This window comes from Streptomyces sp. NBC_00386 (assembly GCF_036063235.1).
In the GTDB taxonomy this organism is placed as follows: domain Bacteria; phylum Actinomycetota; class Actinomycetes; order Streptomycetales; family Streptomycetaceae; genus Streptomyces.
This window is the reverse complement of record NZ_CP107950.1, coordinates 8,398,788-8,423,137: the sequence shown is the minus strand read 5'-3', so window position 1 is coordinate 8,423,137 and position 24,350 is coordinate 8,398,788. Positions and strand designations below refer to the sequence as shown.

The following is a 24,350-nucleotide window of genomic DNA, read 5'->3' as shown; positions in this document are numbered from 1 at the left end:
GGCGGGCGGCCACTCGGGCCGGTCTGGCTCCCGAGCGTGTCGACGGTCGCGTACCCAACGCTCCCCACGCCATTCATCCTGGCCCCCACCGAGTGCGGTGGCGGCGGTCGGGGTGTCCCGTCCGGGCGTGGGGCGCCCGGACGGGACCACGGTGACCGCCGCTTCCGTACGTGTCCGCCGGTCGCGGGCTACTTGAGGTAGGGCCCGTCCGTTCCGATCTTTCCGGGACCGTTCAGCACGTAGACCCGCAGGTTTCCCTTCCCCGGCGCGGCCACCGACAGCGTGCCGCCGGTGACGGTTTTCACCGCTCCGGTGACGGCGTCCGTGTAGGTGCCGTTCGGGATGCCCGTGAACGTGGCGTCGCCGGTGACCGTGACGAGGGCGAAGCTGTCGGTCGACCCGCTGGTGTAGCGGCGTTTGAAGGCCATCGAACCGCTGATGCCGTCCGTCGAGTACTGCCCCGACTGGAGGGCCGGGATCGCCCGGCGGATCTGGTTGAGCCGCTGGAGGTGCTTGACCAGCGGCTGTGCGAGGGTCGTCGCGACCTCACCGCTCGCGGAGTCGGCCTTGCCGAAGTCGGAGGCCGTGACGCTCCCCGCGAGATGGTCGCCGTAGTAGGCGCGCCCGGTGGTCGCCAGGGGGCAGGTCGGCCCGCAGTCGATCTGCTTGCCCGCCTGGAACTCGATCTCCGATCCGTAGTAGAGCGTGGGGATGCCGCGGAAGGTCCACATCAGGGACATGTTCTCGGCCCAGGCGTCGGTGCCGCCGCTGTAGCGGGTGCTCGACTTGTTCGGTCCGTAGTCGTGACTGTCGACGTAGACGACGTTGTACGTGGCGTCGTTGACGGAGTCGTCGGAGTCCTTGCCGTTGCTGTAGGCGTTCTGCGCGTCACCGAAGTTCATGTGCATGCGCATGTCGATGATGTTCATCCCGGAGAACTGGCTGCGGTCCGGGGTGTGGTAGCTGTTCCCGCTCAGGAAGGCGTTGGCCGAGGTCGGCTGGCTGCCGGTGCCGAGCTGCTCCTCGTAGTTGTACTGCTCGATCGCCGCCGTCTCGTCGTCGGCGCTGTAGTCCTTGCGTTCCTTCCAGGTGAAGAACTGCGCTGAGTGGTTCACCGAGCCGCGGTTCCACTTGTCGTTGACGAAGGCGCCCACCTCTCCGAAGACGAAGAAGTTCTTCGCGGCGTCCGTGCCGAACCGCTGGGTGACCCTGTCGTAGATGGCGGGCAGGAAGCGGCGGTTCCAGGTGACGCGCGGGATGTGGACGGCCGTGTCGACGCGGAACCCGTCGACGCCCATGTCGATGTACTTGTCGTACGCGCCGATCAAGTAGTTCTGGACGGTGGCGTTCTCGGTGTTGAAGTCGGCGAGGTCCTCGTGCAGCCAGCACGAACGGGAGTCCTCGCCCTCCCAGTTGCCGATCCAGCACTGGTGGTAGTACGCCTTCGGGAACATGCCCGAAGTGGGGCTGGGCCACTGGCAGTTGTACACGGTGTAGCCCTCGGCGCTCTTGCCTCCGGTGGGCTTGCCCCAGTTGAGACAGGTGTTGCCGGAGGGTTCGGCGGTCGACCACAGGTCGCCGTTGTAGTACGACTTCCCCGACTTGGGCTCGACGGTCAGGCCGTCGTACTCGAAGCCCTCGTTCTTCTCGTCGTAGTACCAGCTCCACTGGGAGTCGCGCACGCCGTAGACGGTCGGGGTGAACAGGCCCTTGGCGCCCCAGCGGGAGCTGTGGTTGTAGACGACGTCCTGGTAGATCTTCATGCCCTTGGCGTGGGCCGCGTTGATCAGGTCCTGGTAGGAGGCGCCGGCCGACTCCAGGCGTGGGTCGACCTTGTAGAAGTCGTAGCCGTGATAGCCGTGGTAGTCGTAGTCGGAGCGGTTGAGGACGACCGGGGTGATCCAGACGGCCGAGAATCCGAGCGCCTTGATGTAGTCGAGTTTGCCGACGAGACCCTTGAAGTCGCCGCGGAACATGGGGTCGTTGTTGGCCGCGTTGCCCGACTTGACGTCCTGGCTGCCGCCGCGGTTGTTGGAGCTGTCGCCGTCGTAGAAGCGGGCGGTGAGGACGAAGTAGATCGGGTCCTTGCGCGGGTCGGTGCCGAGCGGCGTCCCCGAGGCCGGTGCGGGAGCCTTCTCCCCAGTCGTGACGGTGGCCGCGGCGGAGGCGGGCGAGGTGTTCCCGGCCGCGTCGACGGCCTTCACCGTGTAGGTGTACTGGGTCTTCTCCTCAAGTCCCGTGTCGGAGTACACCGTCGAGCCGACATCGGTGACGACGCTTCCCTTGGTGCCGCCCGTGCGCGTGAGTTGGTACTTCGTCACGGCGGTGTCGTCGGTGGCCGGGTCCCAGCTCACGACCACCGAGGTGTTGGTGGCGGTCGCCGTGACCTTCGTGGGCGCGGTCGGTGCCTCGGTGTCGGGCTCTTCGGCGGCGCACGGGTCCTTGGCGTCGGCGGTGACGGTCCGGTCCTTCACCGTCGTGGTGCCGGCCGGGATCGCGTAGTCGGTGCCGTTGTTGTTGTCCCAGACGCCGTTGCCGTTGTTGAAGGCCGCCTTGAGCGAGGTCGCCGTACCGATGTCGAGGGTCTTCTTCCACCAGCCGGTGCAGGCGGTCTCCATGCCGACGCCGGGAACCGTGGTCCAGGAGCCGCCGGTGGGCGCGTAGTGGATGTTGGCCGTGGTCCAGCCGGAGGTGGCGGTCGAGTAGTACACGGTGGCATGGTTGCCGCTGCCCGTACCGGTGTCGGCGCACGGGTCGCTGTGGGCGATGACACCGTCCTTGACGGTGATGGTGCCGGTGCCCAGCGCGTAGTTGCTGCCGCCGTTGTTGTCCCAGGTGCCGCTTCCGTTGTTGAAGGTGGCCTGGAGCCCGGTGGCCGAGCCGAGGTCGACGGTCTTCTTCACCCAGTCCGTGCAGGCCGCCTCCATCTGCACTCCCGGCACGGTGGTCCAGGAACCGCCGTCCGGGGCGTAGTGCAGGTAGGTGGCCGGCCAGTTCTTGGTCTTCGTGTAGTAGAAGACGGTCGCCGTCGTGGAGGTGGCGGCCGTGCTCTCCATGGGGGCGGCCCCCGTGTCCGGCGGGGTGAGTCCGAACAGTCCGGTCACCGCCAGGAGCGCCATGAGCACTCTCAGCGGTGGTCGTTGACGTCTGCGGCGCATGGTGCGGCTCCAATGCGGGTGCGGGGAAGGGGAGTTGCCTTGCAAGAAGAACCGGCAAGTTCCTGAAAGGGCTTGCGGCCCGGAAGCTACAGGTCCATGACAGCCACGTAAAGAGATGTGACACGACCTCGACGCACGGTGCGCACCGGCGCCCCCGCTCCGGTGAGGGTCAAGAAACCCCCGGGCGCGGGCAATCCCCTCGTCACGCGGTGAGAAGCTGTGGCCTGACCGGCGTATTCAGGGCGGGAGGGCATCCTCGGCCGCGCCTTTCCCCGACCGGAGGTACATCGAGCATGACCGTCACCAAGGAAGCCCCGCCGCCGGTCCGGCGGCGGGACGCGGACGACCAGGGCCGGCAGGGCTGGCACCTCAACTCCCCGCTCGCCCTGACCATGCTCCTGCTGCTGGTCGTCGCTTCACAGGGGCCGATCCGCGGAGCGCTGTCCGCACCGGTGATGCAGAGCTGGATGACCGTGTTCGTCGCGGTGGTGGTACAGGCCCTGCCCTTCCTCGTCCTCGGCGTCCTGCTGTCCGCGGTCATCGCGGTGTTCGTCCCGCCGTCGTTCTTCGCCCGCGCGCTGCCGAAGCGGCCGGCGCTCGCGGTCCCGGTCGCGGGGATGGCCGGGGCGATCCTGCCCGGCTGCGAATGCGCCTCCGTACCGGTCGCGGGGGCGCTGGTGCGCCGCGGGGTCACTCCGGCCGCGGCCCTGGCGTTCCTGCTGTCCGCCCCGGCGATCAACCCGATCGTGCTCACCGCGACGGCCGTCGCCTTCCCCCGCAACCCCGAGATGGTTCTCGCCCGCTTCGTGGCCAGTCTCCTCGTGGCTTGTTCGATGGGCTGGCTGTGGCAGCGCCTCGGCCGCACCGACTGGCTGCGTCCACCGGCCCGCCCCGCGCACGACGGCCTCGGCAAGGGGGCCGCGTTCTGGGGCTCGGTGCGGCACGACGTCATGCACGCGGGCGGGTTCCTCGTGCTGGGCGCGATGGCCGCCGCCACGCTCAAGTCCGTCGTACCGGCGAGCTGGCTGCACGCCGCGGCCGGCAATCCGGTGGTGTCCGTCCTGGCCCTGGCGATCCTGGCCGTGCTCCTGTCGATCTGCTCCGAGGCCGACGCCTTCGTCGTCGCCTCGCTGACCCAGTTCTCGCTCACCGCCCGGCTGGCGTTCCTCGTCGTCGGCCCGATGATCGACCTGAAGCTCTTCGCCATGCAGGTCGGCACGTTCGGCCGCGGGTTCGCGGCACGGTTCGCGCCCACCACCTTCGCCCTGGCGATCCTCATGTCCGTACTGATCGGGGCGGTGCTCCTGTGAACCGGCAGGCCCAGGCGGCCGTGCTCTTCCTCGTCGGCGCGGCGGTGTTGCACGCGAGCCTCACGGATCTCTATCTGCGGTACGTCAAGGCCGGGCTGCGGCCGCTGCTGCTCGCGGCCGGTGTGGTGCTCATCGTCACGGCCCTCGCCACGGTCTGGTACGAGGTACGCGAACACCGGAAGGCCTCCGCCGACCGGTCCGGCGACGGACACGACGCCGAACACGGGCACGGGCAGGACGCCGAGCACGGGCCCGAACACGGGCACGCGCATCGGGAACCGCGGATCTCGTGGCTCCTCGTCCTCCCGCTGCTCGCGCTCATCCTGGTGGCCCCGCCCGCCCTCGGCTCCTACAGCGCGATGCGCACCGGTACGGCACTCCAGGCCCCCTTCGGCTACGCCAAGCTGCCCGCCGGTGACCCGGTCCCCCTCGGGCTGGTCGACTACGCGAGCAGGGCGGCGTACGGTCACGGCCGCTCCCTCGACGGCCGGCAGGTCAAGATCACCGGTTTCGTCGCACTCGACAGCGCCGGTGTTCCCTATCTCGTCCGCATGGCCCTCAACTGCTGTGCCGCCGACGCCCAGCCGGTCAAGATCGGCCTGTCCGGACGGATTCCACCCGTCCTGCGGCCCGACACCTGGCTCGAGGTCACCGGCCGCTACACGCCCAAGCGCACGAAGGACCCGGTCAACGGCGGGCTCATCCCGTACCTCGACGTCAGCTCGGCGAGGCCGGTCCCGACGCCACACGATCCGTACGACGAGAGCTGGAACAACTGAGCCGAGAGGGGCGGGGCGGATCCACGACGGCCCGCCCCGGGCTCAGGCCTTCCGCTCCGGGAGATAGCTCGCCAGGCCACGCAGGATGATCTCCAGACCGATGTCGAACCTCTCGTCGGAGGAGTCCGTCACCATCGTCCCGGACAGGGCTCGCAGATGGGGGAAGTCCTCTTCGGGCAGGGACGCGAAGTAGTTCTGCATCTCGTCGGCCATCTCACGCCAGTCGGGGCGGGCCAGCGAGCCTCCGCCGGTGTGCTGGGCGGCCCGGTCCTGCCACATGCCCTCCTCCAGGACGAACCCGTCGATGTAGGTGGAGATGAGGTCACCGGCCTCCGCCGCGATGCGGTCGGGCAGTCCCGCGGTCCGGAAGATGGCGAGCAACGACTCTACGTACGGCAGCAGTTCGGCGGTGAAGGGGACGTGCGCCATGGAGATCCTGGCCATGTCGCGGTGGGACAGCAGACGCCACCGCCAGGAGCGCGCGTAGTCCCGCACCTGCTCCCGCCACCGCTCGGGGTCGGGCTCGGGCAGCGTGAAGCTGGCGAAGAGCCGGGTGTACATCAGCTCCAGGAGGTCGTCCTTGGAGCGGACGTAGGCGTAGAGGGCGGAGACCGCGACCTCCAGTTCGGCCGCCACCTGACGCATCGACAGCTTGTCGAGACCGGACCGGTCCAGCACGACGAAGGCGGCCTCGACGATGCGTTCGCGCGACAGCGGCTCTCGCGCCGGGGTGACGCGGGCGCGGACGGGACGCTCGCGCTCCCAGGGGGACGGCGGGGGTGGTTCGGGGGTGCCGGCGGCCGCGTCGCTCATGACGACAGTCTAGGCGCCGGAGAGCAGCGTTCTCCCCTGGAGAGCGGCGTTCACCACCGCACAACGCGATATATCTTGTCGTCGTCGCAGAGTTGCGCTATATCTTAATGAACGCCGTTCTTTTAATGAGCACTGTTCTGTTAAAGTGAACGGCGTTCACCGGCGTCTCGTCTGCTGCTTCTCCCTCGTGACGGCAAGCCGGGCAGCCACATCCATCCGCCCCACCGCGCCCCGGCCGTACCCCGGCGCGGCCTCTTCGCGAGGAGTTCCCGATGTCCACCACCGGTGTCGCGTCCGCCGAGACGCCCATCGACTCACCAGCGCCCTACCGGTGGCGCTGGGCTGCGCTGTTCGTGATCCTCGCGGCCGAGGTGATGGACCTCCTCGACGCCGTCGTCACGAACATCGCCGGTCCCTCCATGCGGGCCGACCTCGGCGGCGGCGCCTCCACGCTCCAGTGGCTCGCCGCCGCCTACACCCTCTCGATGGCCGTCGGGCTCGTCACCGGAGGACGGCTCGGGGACATTCACGGGCGCCGCACGATGTTCCTGGTCGGAGCCGCCGGCTTCACCGTGGGTTCGCTGCTGTGCGCGGTGTCCGTGTCCCCCGGGATGCTGATCGGCGCGCGGGTCGTCCAGGGGCTGTTCGGCGCCGTGATGCTGCCGCAGGGCCTCGGCATGATCAAGGAGATGTTCCCGCCGAAGGAGTCGCAGAAGGCCTTCGGCATGTTCGGCCCGGTCATGGGCCTGTCCGCGGTGTGCGGGCCGATCCTGGCGGGCTGGCTGGTCGACGCCGACTACTTCGGTACCGGCTGGCGCATGATCTTCCTCATCAACCTGCCGCTGGGCGCCGCGGCGATCCTCGGTGCCGTGCGCTACCTGCCGAGGAGCAGGTCCGGCAGCAAGCCGCGCCTCGACATCCCCGGCATGATCCTGGTCTCCCTGGCCGCGCTGCTCATCATCTTCCCGCTGGTCCAGGGGCGTGAGTACGACTGGCCCGTGTGGACGTTCCTGATGATGGGCGCCTCCGTCGTCGTCTTCGTCGCCTTCGCCGTGTACGAGTCGCGCCGCAGCAGGGCCGGCCTGGACCCGCTGGTCGTCCCGAGCCTCTTCCGCAAGCGCGGCTTCAGCGGCGGCATGGTCCTCGGGCTGGTCTTCTTCTCGACCATGCAGGGCTTCATGCTCGTCTTCAACCTCTACACCCAGATCGGCCTCGGCTACTCGCCGCTCAAGGCCGGCCTGGTGATGGTGCCCTGGTCGGGCGGCATGATCGTCGGCTTCGGTATCGCCCAGGGTGTGGTCCGGTTCGGCCGGACCGTGCTCCAGGCGGGCGCGCTGGTCATGGCGCTCGGTGTCTTCGGCGTGTGGCTGACCCTCGACCAGGTGGGGTCCGGCGTCGGCCCCTGGCAGCTCCTGCCCTCGCTGCTCGTCACGGGCATCGGGATGGGCCTGCTCATGGCCCCGTTCTTCGACATCGTGCTCGCCAGCGTGGAACAGCACGAGACGGGGTCGGCGTCCGGCACGATGACCGCGGTCCAGCAGCTCGGCGGCGCCTTCGGCGTGGCCATCCTCGGCACGGCGTTCTTCGGTCTGCTGGGCGGCGGGATCGCCACCGCCGTCGACCACCGCTCGGACGGCCTGCGGGGACAGCTGACCGCCGCGCATGTCGCGCCCGCGGCCCAGGAACGTATCGTGTCCGGCCTGCGCACCTGCACCTCGGACCGTGCCACGGCCAAGGACCCCGCCGCGACCCCGGCGTCCTGCGCGCGCCTGGAGAAGGACACCCGTTCCGCCGTCACCTCGCCCGAGGACGGCGCCCGGATACCCGCCGCACTGCAGGCCACCGCGTCGTCGGCCTTCCGGAGCGGTTTCGGCTCCGTCATGCAGACGCTGCTCTGGATCGTCGACGGCATGCTGGCCCTGACGTTCCTGCTCGCGTTCCTCCTGCCCCGCCACGCGCGCCCCGAGGAATCCGCCGGACACTGAGCCCCGGCGACGCCGACGACGTCGCCATCGGCAACGGCTTCGGCTTCGGCTTCGGCTTCGGCTTCGGTGAACGGGACGGCCGGGCACTCCCCAGGGGTGCCCGGCCGTCCCGCTTCCCTGTGCGGTCGCCCCCTGGCCAACACCCAGGGCCGCCCCGGGCCGGTGTGCATGGAGCGCGACGCGTACCGTGCAGGCGGGTGGAAACGCGCCCGGGACGGCGAGAAGCGGTGATCCGGGCACGTCACACCCGCGGCACCGCTCACCCGGTGGACCCGCCGCCACACCCGACCGACGTGTCCGTCCCGCACGTCCCGCACCGTCCCGAACCATCTCGAACTACCCGCACCGTCCCGGAGGAACGAGCCCGTGCTCACGTCGTACGCAGCCCACTTCGACACACCCGCCGGGTATCTCGACTTCGCACGGTTCGGCCCGCCGTCGCGGGACGCCGTGGCCGCCACCGCGCGAGCCATGGAGGAGTCCGCCCGCGCCGATCACACCACCGTGGACGGGCTGATGCGCGCGGAAGCGCTCGCACGGGACACAGCCGCGCGTCTCGCGGGCACCGACAGCCGGCACACCGTGCTGCTCCCCAACGCCTCCACCGGACTGTTCCACGCCGCCCTCGGCATCCCGGAGGGTGTGGTCCTCGCGCCGCGCTCCGACTTCCCCGCCAACCACTATCCGTGGCGCCGTACCGCCGACCTGGGCCGGGCCACGCCCCGCTGGCTCGACCCGGTGCCCGGCGGCGGGGTCACCCCCGAACTGGTCCGTGCCGCCCTGACCGACGACGTCGTCGCCCTGTCCGTCAGCGCCGTCGACTTCCGTACCGGATTCCGCGCCGACCTCGCGGCATTGCGCGAGACGATCGGACCGGACCGGCTGCTGATCGTGGACGCCATCCAGGCGTTCGGCGTGGCCGCGATGGACTGGGACGCGGCCGACGTGGTCGTGGCGGGCGGTCAGAAATGGCTGCGCGCCGGCTGGGCGACCGGTTTCGCGGCACTGTCCGACCGCGCGCTGGAGTCCCTGGAACCGGTCCTCACCGGGTGGACGGGAGTCGAGGACGTCGGTCTCTTCGACGGCGCGGAACACCCGCCCGCCGCGGACGCGCGGCGATGGTCGATCACCAATCTCAGCCCGGTGACGGCCGCCGCGTTCGCGGCCGCGCTGGACCTCGTGGAGCAACACACCGTCACGGCGATCGAGGCCGCCATCGCCACCCGGATCGCCGAACTCGCCGAGACGGTCGAGGAACACGGCGGCCACGTCCTCTCCCCCACCGACCCGGCGCGCCGCGCGGGCATCCTCTCCTTCACCATGCCGGACCACGATCCGTCCGTCGTAGCGAAGGCCTTGCACGCCGAGGGCGTCACCCCGACGGCGCGCGCGGGCTCGCTGCGGCTCTCCCCGCACGCGTCGACCCCGCCGGAGGCTTCCGCACGGGTGGCGGCAGCCCTGTCGTCGCTGGGGAGCTGAATCCACGTCGGCCCAGGGGATACGGCGGGACAGTTCCACCTCGGCAACTGGACCGCCTCGGCCGCCACTCGAAGCGGCCGTATGCCGGGGTCCGTGGACGAACTGTGGACGGGATCTCGGTCTATCGCCGCAGGCGAAGCCCGGAAACGAACACATCCTCCTGGCAAGGACGCGGAGCCTCGGACACGGAGCCTGCTGCCGCTACAACCTCAGCGGCGACCGGTGCGTCCTAGCTCGTAACGGGGCGAGGAGGCGCAGATGAGTGAGCGCGGGTCCGTACAGAGCGACAGCCGGGGGAAGTACCGCTTCCTCAAGGGGTGGGTCTCGCTGGCAGGCGTCGCGGCCTTCGTGGTGTGGCTCGCATTCGATCCGTTCGAGCTGACCTGGAACCAGGTTTTCGGCGGCGCGGTGGCGCTGTCCGCAGCGGGCGCCATCGCGAGCTTGCTATTACGCCGCTGGGGCTGGGCTCGTGGTTGGGCCGGCCGAATTCCTCCGCCGGGCCGCCTCGCGGCCGGGCTGGTCTCCAGGCTTGGTGTGCCATCGCCGCTGCTGGACCCCCGCTGGGCCAGAGCCCGATCGACCGCTGTGGGTTTCCTGATGTTCGCCACCGTGTCCGGATTCATGGGATGGAAAGCCGGCCAGGAGGACCAGATGCTGCAGAACCTCCGGGAGCACGGGAACAGGACCGAAGCGACCGTAGTCGCCATTGCCGGCCGGTCGGAGGAAGGCAGGACGAACTCCTTGACCGTGCGCTTCAGCGCACCGTCCAGCACGGTGCAAGCGGATATCGATGTCGGAGACGGCTCGGGAGACGACGCGAAGCCCGGAGGCCACGTACCCGTCGTCTACAACCCAACGGACCCCACGAAGGTCCGCCACGCTGACCGTCTGGACGGATCCGACGCCGACGGGATTCGACTGGGTTCTGTGGTGGTCGGACTACTCGCGGCAGGTTTTCTGGTGGGGACCGCCCGGGAGGTGGTGCGTGTCAAGGAGCAGACGGAAGCAGGCAAGACGCCGGACACCCCCCACGCCGGAGCCTGAACACCCCACGCCGGCCCGCTCCGCAACCCCGGGACTTGTCCATGTCACCAAGGTCTCCGGCTGCACCGTGTTCCAGCAGTCGGTCGGCGAGTACAAAAAACGAGTTCGTCGCCGCGTACCGATCCCAGAAAGGTGCCGCCAAGTTCGGCCTCTTCGTAGGTCCCGGCACGATGACAGCGGAGAGCCGCCCCAAGCAGCCGCTGGGCGAGGTGTCGGACAAGCACGTCATCTGTGAGCACGACGGCGACGCCTGGTACCGCAAGGCAGGCGAACGCCACGAATACGCGGTACCCGACGACGGCGTGGTGATTCGTCCGATCGCCGACGCGGGCACGGTCGACCGCGCCATTCCGCGTAAGGCGGCCGAGGCGGCCCACCGCCCGGACGACGCCGAATTGGCCGCGCTCCTGCCGACCACCGGCGGTGCGGACGCCTGAGAGGACGGCACGAAGTCGACTGCCGACCCGTTTCGTGACCGGTCCCGCGGCAGGCCCGGACGCGAAAGGATCAGCAGTTCTCAGGATGAAATCGTCGACCCTGATTTGGTCCTTGAATGAATTTCGTCCTCAGCGGCAAGGGGCAACTACCCGGTGGGCGGCGGCAGTCCGGGCGTCACGCGACCACGTCGAGGCCATGCGCCCCTGACCAGCGGCGACAGGGGCCACGACCGCGGTGTCAGTCTGCTGAAGTATCCTTCCCGCCACCGCACACCGACTGGGAGGACCGAGAGAATTGACTGGCCTGACTGCTTTCCCACTGCCCTTTCATGCTGCCCGTTCCATATCGTTCGCGACACCGCGAACGCTGCGGGAACTGGAGATGATGCAGTGCAGCGCACACATTCGGGCGAAGCCGGCGTGGTTCGACAAGATGAACGACGCCGACATCGTGGCCCGGTGGACGCAAGAGGCGGTCGCCCAAGGCCTCACCGAAGCGCAAGTCTCGTACGTGCTTGCCGAACTCGCGCATTACGCCGCGCTGCGGGACGGACGAACCGGCGTCGAGGTGTCCGCCGTCGACGGGGTGTGGCAGTCGGACACCCTGGTCGACGACAAGCTCAGATCCCGACTGCGCGAAGCGGTTCAGGTTCTGGAGCAGGTCCCCGAAGCGGAGCAGGACTGGCATCCCGGATCCGACGGCCAGGTACTGGATCTGGTTCATCCCTCACTGTTCTGCCTGGTGAGAGGGGTGAGCGGCGGGCCCGAGCGGGCATGGCAGAATCCGACGAACCGCTACTCGAAGTACGAGTTCTCGGAGAAATTCCAGTGGCTCCCCACGGACGTCGACGTCAGTGACGACGGCGATGTCGCCTTCCGTTCGTACGTCAACAACGTCCACCCCGAGACTCATCGCGAACTGGCCTCCGTCCTGCCGGACTTGTTCGCACGCGTGCGCCCGCTGCTGGAGAACGTGCTCACCGATCTGCGCCATCCGCGGCCCCTGCGGATCCAGGCCAATCCTTACGGGTGGTACGAGTCGCGGGAGCCGGAGTATCCGGACAAGTCCTCCTACAGTGATGGTGAGGCCTACGAAGAAGCCTTCCGCGCATGGGAAGAAGCCCATGACGAGTGGTGGGAAAACCGCCGCCCGACCATCCCGGACGCCCCGGCCTTCACCCCGCCCGAGTTGCCTGACGAATCCGCCCGAGTCGACCTGCGCGGTCGCCGTCTCCAGGTCATCGTCAAGCTCGCCACCATTCATCTCACCCCGGACAAGCCCGAGTACCCCGGCGGATCCTGGCACGTCGAGGGGATGTTGAACGAGCGGATCGTCTCGACCGGCATCTACTACTGGGACAGCGAGAACATCACCGAGAACCACCTGAGCTTCCGGGCGGCACTCGACGACCCGAACTACGAACAGAATGACGACAACGGGCTGCGTGAGGTCTATGGCCTGGAGAACGAAGACGCACTGAACCAGATACTGGGATCGGCGTCGACCCCAGAGGGCCGCTGTCTGGCGTTCCCGAATATCCTGCAGCACCGCGTAGGCTCATTCCGCCTCATGGACCACACCCGCCCGGGGCATCGCAAAATTCTCGCCTTCTTCCTGGTCGACCCATCGGAAGAGATCACCTCGACGTCCGACGTGCCGCCGCAACAACCATGGTCCGACGCCTCGACCATGACGCTTGAACAGGCCAAGAGCCACCGCGAACAGCTCATGCAGGAACGCAAGTTCTTCGTCGACGAACACAACGAGCAGCTCTACGAACGAGAATTCTCCCTCTGCGAGCACTGAATCTCCCGGTAACCCGGTCACTGTGCCAGCTTGCGGGCGATCACCTCCATGATCTGGCCCGCGGGTTGGGGCATGTGCAGGTCATGGTGCGAGGCGTCCACGTCGTACTCCTCGACGGTACCGAGGACGTAGGGCCGCCATCCGGGCCCGTACGACGACAGCCCGTCGATTTTGTCCGACTTCGCATTGAAGTACAGCAGGTCGCCGCGGTAGATCGGTGACGCGAAAATGGCCATCGCGTTGAGGTTGTTGGCACCCACCTTCGACATGTCCTCCAGGAAACCGTCCAGGTTGTCGGTGTTCATGTACTGGCCGAAGACCTCCTCGACATCCCCCCGGTACATCGCGGCGGTCCTGCCGGCCACCTGCTTGAACGGGCTGTCGGGAGCGGTGGTCGCCGGTGGGGCGTCCAGGACGGCGACGAGGCCGACGCGGTGACCGCGCCGGTCCAGCTCCGCGGCCGCGGCGTGCACGACCGGGCCGCCGAAGGACCAGCCGATCAGGTGGTACGGGCCTTCCGGCTGGATGGCGAGGATCTGGGCGAGGTAGTCGTCGATCATCTCCTCCACCGAACCCGCCAGCGGATCCTTGCCGTTGGAACCACGGGACTGCAACGAGTACGCGGGCCGGTCCTTCACGTACGGCGCGAAGGTGAAGAACGCCCAGCCCAGGCCGCCGCCTCCGTGGAAGAACCACAGCGGCGGCTTGCCCGTACCGGGATCCCTGTTCAGCGGCAGCACGACCCCGTACGAGTCGCTCTGGTCGTCCGGTGTACCGCCGACGATCACGAGCCCGCCCAGCTCGGCCACCGTGGGATAGTCGGTGATCGTCCTGAGGGGCAGGTCGATACCGAACTCCTCGCGGATGCGAGCGCTGAGGCGGGTGGCCAGGTCCGTATTCCCGCCGAGCCCGAAGAAGTCGTCGTCGACACCGACCTTGTCCAGGCCCAGCAAGTCACCGAAGAGGGCGCACAGTTTCTCTTCGTGCGCGTTGCTCGGCTCCCCACGGCTGCTCAGGTTCTCCTCCGGGGAGTTGCTCGGCCCACGGCTGCTCCGGCTCTCCTCATGGGAGTTGCGCGGACCACGGCTGTTCTCGGTGGTCGTGTGCTGTGTGGGCCGTGCCCGTTGGTCCTCCGGCACCTCGATCGCGCTGATCGGCGACTGCGGGGCGGCGACCAACTGGTCCAGCACCGACACGAACTCGGCGGCGATGGCCTCGGCCGATCCTCTGTCGAACAACGTGGTCGCGTAGATGAGGTCGCCCCGCAGCGCCCCCGAACCGTCCTCGGCCATCGTGAACATCAGGTCGGCCTGGGCGGTGGAGGCGAGGTGCTGCTCGAACTCCACCTTCAAGCCCTGGAGTTCGAGTTCCCTCTTCTCGAAGTTCTGCCAGGCGAACATCACCTGGAACAGCGGCTGGTACGCGGCGGAACGCTCGAGGTCGAGGGCCTCGACCAGCATCTCGAACGGCAGGTCCTGGTGCTCGTAGGCCGCCAGCGCCTTGTCCCGCACCCGTGCGAGCAGGTCCGCGAACGACGGGTCGCCGGAGAGGTCCACCCGCAGCACCTGGGTGTTGACGAAGAACCCGACCATGTCGGCCAGCCCTTCGTCCGTGCGGCCGGCGATCGGGTTGCCGATCGGCACGTCCTCGCCGCCACCCAGCTTGCCCAGCAGCACGCCCAGCGCGGCCTGGACGACCATCGCCATGGTCGTCCCGCGTTCGTCTGCCAGTTTCCGCAGCCCGGCCGCCAGGTCCGGTTCCACCACGACATCGACCATGCCGCCCTCCGAGCTCCTCACCGTGGGCCTGGGGCGGTCCAGTGGCAGGTTCAACGGCTGTGGCACCCCGGCCAGTTCCTCGCTCCAGTACGCGGCCTGCGCCGCAGCCAGACTGTCCGGGTCCGTCACGTCGCCGAGCAACTCGCGCTGCCACAGCGCGTAGTCCTCGTACTGCGCGGCCAACGTCTCCCACTGCGGCGCCCGGCCGTCCAGGCGCGCGGTGTAGGCCTCGGCCAGGTCGCGTGCCAGCGGCGCTCCCGAACTGCCGTCCGTGGCGATGTGATGGATGACCAGAACCAGGACGTGCTCCTGAGCGGAGCGGCGCAACAGGGCGGCCCGCAAAGGAATTTCCGTCGCCAGATCGAACCAGTGCGCGGCGGCCTCGTCGATCGCGCGGGACTCGTCCTCGGGCGCCACCTCGATCACGGGCACCCGCACCGGTGCCTGTGCCGCCGACAGAATTCTCGGTCGGGGCTCACCGTCGGCGTCCGTCACATACGTGGTGCGCAGAATCTCGTGCCGGGCGACCACGTCTCCGATCGCGGCGACCAGGGCAGCCTCGTCCAGTGGCCCGGTCAGCCGGAACGTCGGGGAGATGTTGTAGGTCGCCGCGCCGCGATCCAGTTGGTGCAGGATCCACATGCGGCGTTGCGCGAAGGACAGCGTGGTCCCGGTGTTCACCCGTGTGCGATCACGCGGCTCGAACCGGAGGCGGCCGGGAGCAGCCGCCTTCCGCGACCACTCGGCGAACGCGGCCACCGTCGGCAGGTCGAAGATCGTACGGATCGGAATCTCGATCCCCATCTCGGCACGGGCGCGGTTGATCAGCCTGGTGGCCAGGAGCGAGTGCCCACCGAGCGCGAAGAAGTCGTCGTCGATACCGACCCTCTCCAGACCGAGCAACTCGCTGAAGAGGACACACAGTTTCTCTTCATGGGCGTTGCGCGGCCCACGGCTGCTCACGGTGGTCGTGTGCTTCGCGGGCAGTGCCCGCCGGTCGATCTTTCCGGCCGGGTTGAGCGGGAGCCGCGAGAGCGGTACGAAGGCGGCCGGAACCATGTAGTCGGGAAGGCGTTCGCGCAGGTACCCGGGCAGCTCGGCCAGGAGCGGACCGATCGCCTTGGCCAGTGCGGGGGCGTTCACCCGGACACGATCGGTGGCGCCACCGGGAACGAACCCTCCGGAGAGGGGCCGCCGCCCGTCCTCTCTTTCGGGCAGGAGGATCGCGTCGAAGGTGTGGACGGCCTCGCCCGACCATGTGAGGACCGCGTCAAGACCCTGCAGCCGTGCCCACGCGGCGACGTCCTCCGGATCCAGCGCCATGCCGGCAGGGGCTACGACGGTTCCCCGGGTACCGGTGCAGGTGGCCGCGGCGGCCTCCACGGTGAGCCGGGCGTTGGGTATCCCGGTCACCCGCACCGGTCCACCACCCGCCCGCTCGACGCAGCCACCCAGGCCGGCCGGGCCGGACATCTCCCGGCCCCACGCCACCGCGGGCACACCGGAAAGTTCGAGGACGTCGGCCGGCTCCTTGTGCAGGACGACCTCGTAGCGGTGCCGGGTCAGCTCGTTGTGCGCCTGCCCCGCCTTCAGCCGAATGTCCACACCACCGGCATGCTCACGCGCCCACTCGGCGAACCACTCCGGAGCGACCACCAGTTCCCGCTCGGCGAGCAGTGCCTGTTCCACCAGCGTCCGCACCTCGCTCGATGACGCGTGTGGGTGCGCCGTGCCCTGCACCGCGGTGGCCAGGAGTCTGAGGGTGGTGGCGTTGCGGACGTCGCCGACGACGATCCGGCCGCCCGGGGCGAGGAGTCGCATGGCCTGGCTCAGCACCCGGTCCAGGTATGCGGCAGTCGGGAAGTACTGGGCCACCGAGTTGATGATCACGGTGTCGAAGGTGCCCTGGGGCAGCCCGGAGAGGTCGTCGGCCGCCTGGGCGCCGAGATGAACCCGGTCGCCGTGGCCGGCCTCCTCCACCTGTGCCCGGACCCGGTCTACGACCGTGGGCGAGATGTCGGTGGCCCAGTATTCCTCGACCTCGCCGACGATCTTCGCCAGCAGCAGACCGGAACCCACACCGATCTCCAGCACCCGGCGTGGCGCGAACCGCAGCACCTGGGCCACCGCCGCGTCCCGCCACTGCCGCATCTGTTCGAGCGGGATCGGCTCGCCGGTGTAGCCGGAGTTCCAGCCCTGGAAGTCCTCACCCCACGCCCCTTCGGCTGAGGCGGTATAGGTGTCGTCATAGAGGTGGCGCCATTCCTCGACCTGGGCGGTGGTGTCGGCGACGGCGGCGTCAGGGTCGGGTTCGATGTAGGCGACCAGGCGCTGGTCGCCCTTCTGGTCCTCGCGGACCACGACGGCGGCCTGTGCGACCAAGGGGTGTCCGCTCAGGACGTGGTCGATCTCGCCGAGTTCGATGCGGAAGCCGCGGACCTTGACCTGGGAGTCGGTGCGGCCCAGGTATTCGACCTGGCCGTCCTTGTTCCACTTCACCAGGTCCCCGGAGCGGTACATGCGTGCGCCGGCCGGTCCGAAGGGGCAGGCCACGAACCGCTCGGAGGTCAGGGCGCTCTGGCCGAGGTAGCCGCGGGCCAGGCAGGTCCCGGCGAGGTAGAGCTCGCCGGCGACGCCGGGGGCGACGGGGCGCAGGGCCGCGTCCAGGATGTAGACCTGGTTGTTCCAGATGGGGGTGCCGATCGGGACGCGGTCGGCGCCGGGGACGTGCTGCCAGCCGGTGATCTCGACGGTGGCCTCGGTGGGGCCGTAGAGGTTGTTGGCGGTGCAGCCGGGGAGCAGGTCGGTGAAGCGGTTGGCCAGGGCGGGCGGGAAGGCTTCGGCGGCGACCTCGATCCAGCGCAGGCTGGTGCAGTGGGCGGCGGCGGGTTCGGTGACGAACGCGGAGAGCAGGGAGGGCACGAAGAACGCGGCGGTCACCTGTTCGCGCTGGATCAGTTCGGCGAGGTAGGCGGGGTCGCGGCGGCCCTCGGCGCTGGCCACGACGACGGATGCGCCCATCTGCAGGTTGGAGAACATCTCCGGCACCGAGGCGTCGAAGCTGGCCGAGGTGCTCATCAGCATCCGGTCCTCGACCGTGACCCGGAAGTGTTCCAGGCCCCACTCGATCCGGTTCGTGATCGAACGGTGCGCCACGGGCACGCCCTTGGGGCCGCCTGTGGAGCCGGAGGTGAAGATGACGTAGGCGGCGTTGTCCGGCGACAGGTCCCGCACGGGGTCCGTCTCCGGATACCCCGACACGTCCGGCAGGGTGTCTTCGAGGAGCAGCAGTGGCTTGGCGCTCGCCAGGACGTGGCGTACGCGTTCGGCGGGCAGTTCGGTGTCCAGCGGCACGTAGGCGGCGCCGGCCTTGACCACCCCGTACACGGCGACGAGCAGGTCCACCGAGCGCGGGATCTTCACGGCGACGAGTTGTTCGGGGCCGGCGCCCTGTTCGATGAGCCAGTGCGCGAGCTGGTTGGCACGCCGGTTGAACTCGGCGTAGGTCAGGCTCTCGTGCTCGCCGATCACCGCGACACGGTCGGGAGTGCGGGCGACCTGGGCCTCGAACGCGTCGGGCAGGGTGGTACCGGTCACCGGGTGGACGGTGTCGTTGACCTGCCGTACCAGGCGGTCGCGTTCGTCCTCGCCCAGCACCTCGATCGAGCTGAGCGGCGCCCCGGGCGCGGCAGCCACCTGCTCGAGGACCCGCACGAACCGGGCGACGATGTCGGCCGCGGCTTCCTGGTCCAGCAGGTCCTTCTGGTATTGCAGGACCAGTTGAAGCTGCGGATCGGCTGCGGCGGCCAGGATGACCGGGTAGTGCGAGCCCGCGAACGGGCGCAGCCCGGTGATGGCGACACCTGCTGAGGAGTTGGCCTCGCCGATGGCTTCCCGGTCGATGGGATACGACTCGAACACGACCATCGTGTCGAACAGTGTGCTCAGCCCGGTCGCTTGCTGGATCTCCGCCAGGCTGTGCTGGTGATGGTCGAGCAAGACCGTCTGCCGGTCCTGCAACGCGGTGAGCAGGTCGGCGAAGGTGTCCTGCCCCTCGCAACGCACCCGGACAGGGATGGTGTTGATGAACAGCCCGACCATGTCGTCGACGTGCTTCACCGCAGGCGGGCGCCCGGACACAGTGGCTCCGAAGACGACGTCGGAGTTCCCGGTGAGATGGGCGAGGAGAACGGCCCAGGCACCCTGCACAAGGGTGTTGAGCGTGACGCCGAGCTCCGCTGCCCGGCGGGACAGGCCCTGCTTGCCCTCGAATACCACTTCGATGTTGCCGATGCCCGCGGAATCGTGCCGAGTTCCCGCGTGCGGCACGAGCAGGGTCGGTTCCTGGACACCGTCGAGTTCGACCGCCCAGACACGCACGGATTCCTCGTGGTCGTGGTGGGTGAGCCAGGTGAGGAAGTCGCCGTAGTCGCGAGTGGGGGCGAGCGCGGCCGGGTCGCCGTCGGCGGCGTAGAGCAGCAGCAGGTCGCGCATGAGCAGAGGTGTGGACCAGCCGTCGAACAACACGTGATGGGCGGTCAGTACGAGTTCGGCCCGGTCGGGTTCGAGGACGGCCAGGGCCAGCCGGATCAAGGGTGGGGTGTCCGCGTCGAAGTAGGTGGTTCGGTCCCGGTCGAGGAATCGCTCGAACTCCTCGGCGCGCTCGGCCTCTTCGGCCGCGGTCAGGTCGAGGTACTGCCACGGCAGTGCCACCGACTCCGGTACGACCTGTACGAGATCGCCGTCCGCCCGGTCGACGAACGCCGCCCGCAGGGCGGGGTGGCGGTCCAGGAGTGCCTGTCCGGCCCGGCGCATCCGTTCCGGGTCGACCTCGCCGGACAAGTGGAACACCAACTGCATGTGGTACGCGTCGAAGGAGGATCCGGCCAGCATCGCGTGGAACAGCAGCCCGGACTGTGCGGGGGTGACCGGCCATACCTGGGCGAGCTTGCCGAAGCGGGCCTCCCAGGTGTCGATCTCGTGTTGGGCCACCGTGACCAGGGGTGCGTCGCTGGGGGTCAGTCCGCCGACGCCGTCGGTGGTGGCGTGCCGGGCCAGGGCGGTCAGGGCCTGGACCCACAGTGTCGCCAGTTCGCCGACCTCCTCGTGGGTGAGGACCCCGGTGGGGAAGCCGAAGTAGGCGGTCAGTTCCTCGCCCTCGCCGGTGTCGGTGGCCACCGCGTTGATCTCCAGCGCCGACAGCACCTCCATGTCCGCGTCGGGTGCGGCGATCAGGTGGGTGTGCGTGGTGTCCGGGACCCAGCCCAGGCCGCGCAGTTCCTCGGGAATGTCCGAACCGGAGGCCTTGCCCAGGTAGTTGAATCCGATCTGCGGTCGGCGTGCCGTGGCCAGTTCGGCGGCGGTGTCGGGGTTGAGGTGGGCCAAGAGCCCGTATCCCAGGCCGGCGTCCGGTATCGCCCGCAGCTGTTCCTTGACGGCCTTGACCGCCTTCCCGGCGGCCGCGCCGCCCGCGAATGCCTCTGCCAGGTCGATACCGGCGACATCCAGACGGACCGGATACATGGCGGTGAACCAGCCGAGCGTGCCGGACAGGTCCGCGCCGGGCACCAGATGCTCTTCACGGCCGTGCCCCTCCAGCCGCACCAGCGCCGAGGACGCGGAGGTGCCACGTACCTGATGCCAGCGCGCCAGGGCCAGGGCGAGTCCGGCCAGCAGACCGTCGTCGACTCCGCCGCGGAAGACTGCGGGCACCGTATCGAGCAGGGTCTTGGTGACGTCGGCCGGGACGCGTACGCGCACCGTGTCCACGGTGGCCGCGACATCGCGTGTGCCGTCCAACTCCCTTGCTGCCAGCGCTGGTTCGTGACCGTCCAGGATCTGCTGCCACAGGGCCAGCTCGGCGACCCGTTCTGGGCGGGCAGCCTCCTCGGCCAAGGCGTGCGTCCAGCGGCGCAGTGAGGTGCCCACGCCTGCCTGTTCGGGCCGGGGCTTGCCCTTGACCTGCTGCCAGGCGGCCACCAGGTCGGGCACCAGGATCCGCCACGACACCCCGTCGACGACCAGGTGGTGCAGCACGACGAGCAGCCTGCCCGTGTCCGAGTCCGAGCCCATGTCAGTGCCCGGGTCGGCGGTGAACCACACGAACTGCGCCATGACGCCCGCGTCCGGGTCGAGGCGGCCGGCGGCCGCGTCCAGTTCGGCCCGCACATCGGCGCCGGAAAAGGCGACCTCCCGTACCAGCGTGTCGGCGTCCACGCTGCCCGTCGGCCGCATCCGCAAGCCCGGCTGTGCCCGGTCGAGCCGGGAACGCAGCACGTCATGCCGGTCCAGGACGGCTTGCAATGTTGCGGTCAGTCCCGCACGGTCGATGCCCTCGGGCAGAGTCAACAGCGCGGACATGCAGAACCGGCCGATGCCACCGCCCAGGGCGAGCACGTGCGCCGCCGTCGGCGACAGCGGTGCCCAGCCGACACCCTCGCCCTCCAACTCGGCCAGCGTCACGCGCTCCTCGTCGGCCCGGCCCTCGACCAGCTCCGCGAGCCGGGCGACCGTACGGTGCTCGAAGATCTCCCGTGTGGTGACGACGACACCGCGCGCCTTGGCCCGCGCCACGACCTGGATGGAGCGGATGCTGTCCCCACCACCGGCGAAGAAGTCGTCGTCGACACCTACCTGACCAGGCCCGACGCCCAGCACATCGGCGTACACCTCCGCCAGCACCCGCTCGGCCTCGGTGCGCGGCGCCTGGTACTTGGCGCCGGTGAACTGCGGCTCGGGCAGGGCTGCCCGGTCCAGTTTGCCGTTGGCGGTCAGCGGCAGCCTCTCCAGGACCATCAGCTGGGCGGGCACCATGTAGTCGGGCAGCCGCTTGGCCACGAACCGCCGCAGGTCCGCCACCGAGACACCGGCGTCCAAGGCGAAGTCGCCGTCCCCGGCACCGCCGTCCACCGGCACCACGTAGCCGACGAGCCGCTTGGTGCCGGAGGGGTCCTCGCACACGGTGACGACGGCCCGGGCGACGGCGGGGTGCTGGGCCAGGACGGTCTCGATCTCGGTGGGTTCGACGCGGATGCCGTTCACCTTGACCTGGTCGTCGGCGCGTCCGGCGTACCTGAGCCGGCCCTCGGCGTCCCACCGGGCCAGGTCGCCGGTGCGGTACATCCGCGTGCCGGGCGGGCCGAAGGGGCAGGCCACGAAGCGTTCCGCGGTGGCGGCACTGTGGTGGTGGTAGCCGCGGGCGACCGGGCCCGCCACATACAGTTCGCCGATCACGCCCGGTGCGACCGGGGCGAGTTCGGGTCCCAGGACGTGGACGCGCATGTTGGCCAGTGGAGTGCCGACGGGGATCGCGCCGGTCCCGGCCCACTCCTGCGGGACCGTGAAGACGGAGGCGTAGAAGCTCTCGGTCTGGCCGTAGGCGTTGACTACGCGGCTGCCGGGCAGGGCTTGCCGCACTCTGTGGACCAAGTCGCCGGCCAGCGCCTCACCGGCGAACACGACGGTTTCGACGTCGAGGCGCAGTCCGGGGCCGCCGTCGGTGGCGACCTGGTCGAGCAGTGCGGCGAACACGGTCGGCACGGCGCTGATGGTGGTGCCCGACCAGGCGTCGCGTTCGGCGAGTTCGAGGACGTCGCGGACGATCTCGACGCTCGCGCCGCAGGTCAGCGCGGTGAAGATCTCGAACACGGAGACGTCGAAGTTCACCGAGGTCGCGGCCAGCATCCGTGAGCCGACCCCGACCCCGATGCGCCGGGCCAGGTCCCGCACGCCGTTGACCACGGCGGCGTGGGTGACGGCGACGCCCTTGGGCGTGCCGGTCGAGCCGGACGTGAACATCACGTACGCCAGGTGGTCGGGTCCGATGCCGGCCGTGGAGGCGTCGACGACGGGGCCGTCCAGATCCAGGTCGAGGTCCAGGTCGTCGAGGTGCAGCAGCGGGGGACGGCAGCCAGCCACGGTGTGCGCGGTGTCGTGGTCGGTGAGCACCAGGGCCGGGCGGGCGGTGTCCAGCAGGAGGCCGACACGTGCGGAGGGGAAGGCGGGGTCGACCGGGAGGCAGGCGCCGCCGGCCTTGAGGACGGCCGACAGGGCGACCACGAGGTCAGCCGAGCGGGGCAGTGCCACGGCCACCAACACGTCGGGTCCCACGCCGTGTTCGCGCAGCACCGCGGCCAGCCGGCCCGCGCGGGCCTCCAGCAGCCCGTACGACAGTGATGTGCGTCCGGACACGACGGCGGTGGTGTGCGGGGTCCGCGCCGCCTGCGCGGCGACCAGCTCCGGCAGCGTCGCCGCCGGGACCGGTGCGCTCGTCTCGTTCAGCCGGGCGAGCCGGTCCCGCTCGGCCTCGGTGAGCACGTCCACCCCGCCGAGGCGTGTCCCGGGAGCGGCGACCACCTGCCGCAGCACCCGCACATAGCGGTCCACGAGACTCTCCGCCGTCGCGTGGTCGAACAGCTCCGTCGCGTACTCCAGGCGCCCGTACGCCTTCCCGGAGGGGTCCGGGACGATGTTGAGGAACAGGTCGAACTTCGCGGTCTCGGTGCCCGGCCAGACAAGGGTGCCCCGCAGCCCCGGCATCTCGATCTCCGGCCACACGAACTGCCAGGCCAGCATCACCTGGAACAGCGGCTGGTAGGCGGTGGTGCGCTCCGGGTCGAGGAGTTCCACCAGGTGCTCGAAGGGGACGTCCTGGTTGTCGTAGGCGCCCAGCGCCCGGTCGCGGACCTGGTCCAGCAGATCGCCGAACGCCGGGTTGCGGGAGAGGTCGACGCGCAGCACCCAGGTGTTGGCGAAGAACCCGATCAGGTCTTCCAGCTGCTCGTCGGGGCGCCCTTCGATGGGACTGCCGATGGTGAGGTCGTCGCCGGCGCCGAGGTGGTGCAGCAGCACCGCGAGCGCGGCCTGGGCGACCATCGGCGCCGTGGCGCCGTGCTCCGCCGCCAGCTTCCGCACCCCGGACAGCAGCTCGGGTTCCAACTCGAACATGACCTCGGCGCCGCGGTGGCCGGCCGAACTGGGCCGCGGGCGGTCCAGCGGCAGCTGCACCGGCTGCGGAACTCCGGACAGCTCGCGGCGCCAGTGCTCCAGCTGCTCCGCGGCCACGCTGTCCGGGTCGTCCTCGTCGCCCAGCATCTGCCGCTGCCACACCGTGTAGTCCCGGTACTGCACCGGCAGCGGAGCCCAGTCCGGCGCGTCGCCCTGCCCGCGAGCCACGTACGCCGACAGCAGATCCCGCACGAAGGGCGCCATCGACGCCCCGTCCGCCGCGACATGGTGGAACACGAACACCACCACGTGTTCCCGCGGAGCGACACGGAGCACGGTGGTCCGCAGGGGCAGGTCCCTGTCCAGCTCGAATCCCGCGGCCGCGGCCTCGCGCATCGCGTCGTCCACCGCGTCCGCGACCACGTCGACCACCCGGAACGGCGGCACCGCCTCCTCGACGGGCAGGATCCGCTGCTCGGGGATGCCGTCCTCGTTCTCGACGAGCAGGGTGCGCAGGCTCTCGTGCCGGGCGACGACATCCGCCACCGCCGCGGCCAGGACCGCAGTGTCCAACTCCCCTTCCAGGCGCAGCGCGAAGGGGATGTTGTAGGTCGCGGACGGCCCCTCCAGACGGTGCAGGAACCACAGCCGGCGCTGAGCGAAGGACAACGGGATCATCGGCTACTCCTCAACGTTCATCTGTCGCAGCTGGAGTCGGTTCGACCTGGCCGATTCATCGATCTGCCGGACTCGTTGCGCATGCGGCCGACCAGCGGGGTGACCAACCGAGAATGCCCAGGGCGGGAGGGAAAGC

Annotated in this window: 10 protein-coding genes; 7 read left to right on the top strand and 3 right to left on the bottom strand. The window is 69.5% G+C overall.

Annotated elements, in window-relative coordinates; genetic code table 11:
* Positions 1-188 precede the first annotated feature (188 nt).
* Entirely contained in the window at positions 189-3,158 is a 2,970-nt protein-coding gene (locus tag OG780_RS36860; RefSeq protein ID WP_443062255.1) for a carbohydrate binding domain-containing protein, read from the bottom strand.
* 293 nt (positions 3,159-3,451) lie between these two features.
* On the opposite strand from OG780_RS36860, the gene OG780_RS36855 reads away from it, so the two are divergent.
* Positions 3,452-4,468, top strand: a complete 1,017-nt coding sequence (locus OG780_RS36855) for a permease (protein ID WP_328455563.1) — start codon at positions 3,452-3,454, stop codon at positions 4,466-4,468.
* Positions 4,465-5,247 (top strand): TIGR03943 family putative permease subunit, encoded by a 783-nt coding sequence (locus OG780_RS36850; protein ID WP_328455561.1) that lies wholly within the window; start codon positions 4,465-4,467, stop codon positions 5,245-5,247. The genes OG780_RS36855 and OG780_RS36850 overlap by 4 nt, the downstream gene beginning before the upstream one ends.
* A 42-nt stretch (positions 5,248-5,289) precedes the next feature.
* Here OG780_RS36850 and OG780_RS36845 read toward each other — a convergent pair whose 3' ends face one another.
* Entirely contained in the window at positions 5,290-6,060 is a 771-nt protein-coding gene (locus OG780_RS36845; RefSeq protein WP_328455559.1) for a TetR/AcrR family transcriptional regulator, read from the bottom strand.
* Positions 6,061-6,332: 272 nt separating this feature from the next.
* On the opposite strand from OG780_RS36845, the gene OG780_RS36840 reads away from it, so the two are divergent.
* The 5 genes from OG780_RS36840 to OG780_RS36820 all read left to right on the top strand — a co-directional run bounded on the left by OG780_RS36840 (position 6,333) and on the right by OG780_RS36820 (position 12,812).
* Positions 6,333-8,045 carry an MFS transporter gene (locus OG780_RS36840; protein ID WP_328455557.1) on the top strand — a complete coding sequence of 571 codons (1,713 nt, stop codon included), beginning with the start codon at positions 6,333-6,335 and terminating at the stop codon, positions 8,043-8,045.
* Positions 8,046-8,411: 366 nt separating this feature from the next.
* Positions 8,412-9,524: an aminotransferase class V-fold PLP-dependent enzyme gene (locus tag OG780_RS36835; protein ID WP_328455555.1), complete on the top strand. Its 1,113-nt coding sequence runs from the start codon at positions 8,412-8,414 to the stop codon at positions 9,522-9,524.
* Positions 9,525-9,782: 258 nt separating this feature from the next.
* Positions 9,783-10,568, top strand: a complete 786-nt coding sequence (locus OG780_RS36830) for a DUF3592 domain-containing protein (RefSeq protein WP_328455553.1) — start codon at positions 9,783-9,785, stop codon at positions 10,566-10,568.
* 170 nt (positions 10,569-10,738) lie between these two features.
* On the top strand, positions 10,739-11,005 hold the full coding sequence (locus OG780_RS36825) for a hypothetical protein (RefSeq protein WP_328455551.1): 267 nt from the start codon (positions 10,739-10,741) through the stop codon (positions 11,003-11,005).
* 295 nt (positions 11,006-11,300) lie between these two features.
* A complete protein-coding gene (locus OG780_RS36820; RefSeq protein WP_328455549.1) occupies positions 11,301-12,812 on the top strand; it encodes a DUF4246 domain-containing protein in 1,512 nt (503 codons plus the stop codon).
* 17 nt (positions 12,813-12,829) lie between these two features.
* On the opposite strand, the gene OG780_RS36815 is transcribed toward OG780_RS36820, so the two are convergent.
* Positions 12,830-24,214: a non-ribosomal peptide synthetase gene (locus OG780_RS36815; protein ID WP_328455547.1), complete on the bottom strand. Its 11,385-nt coding sequence runs from the start codon at positions 24,212-24,214 to the stop codon at positions 12,830-12,832.
* Positions 24,215-24,350 lie beyond the last annotated feature (136 nt).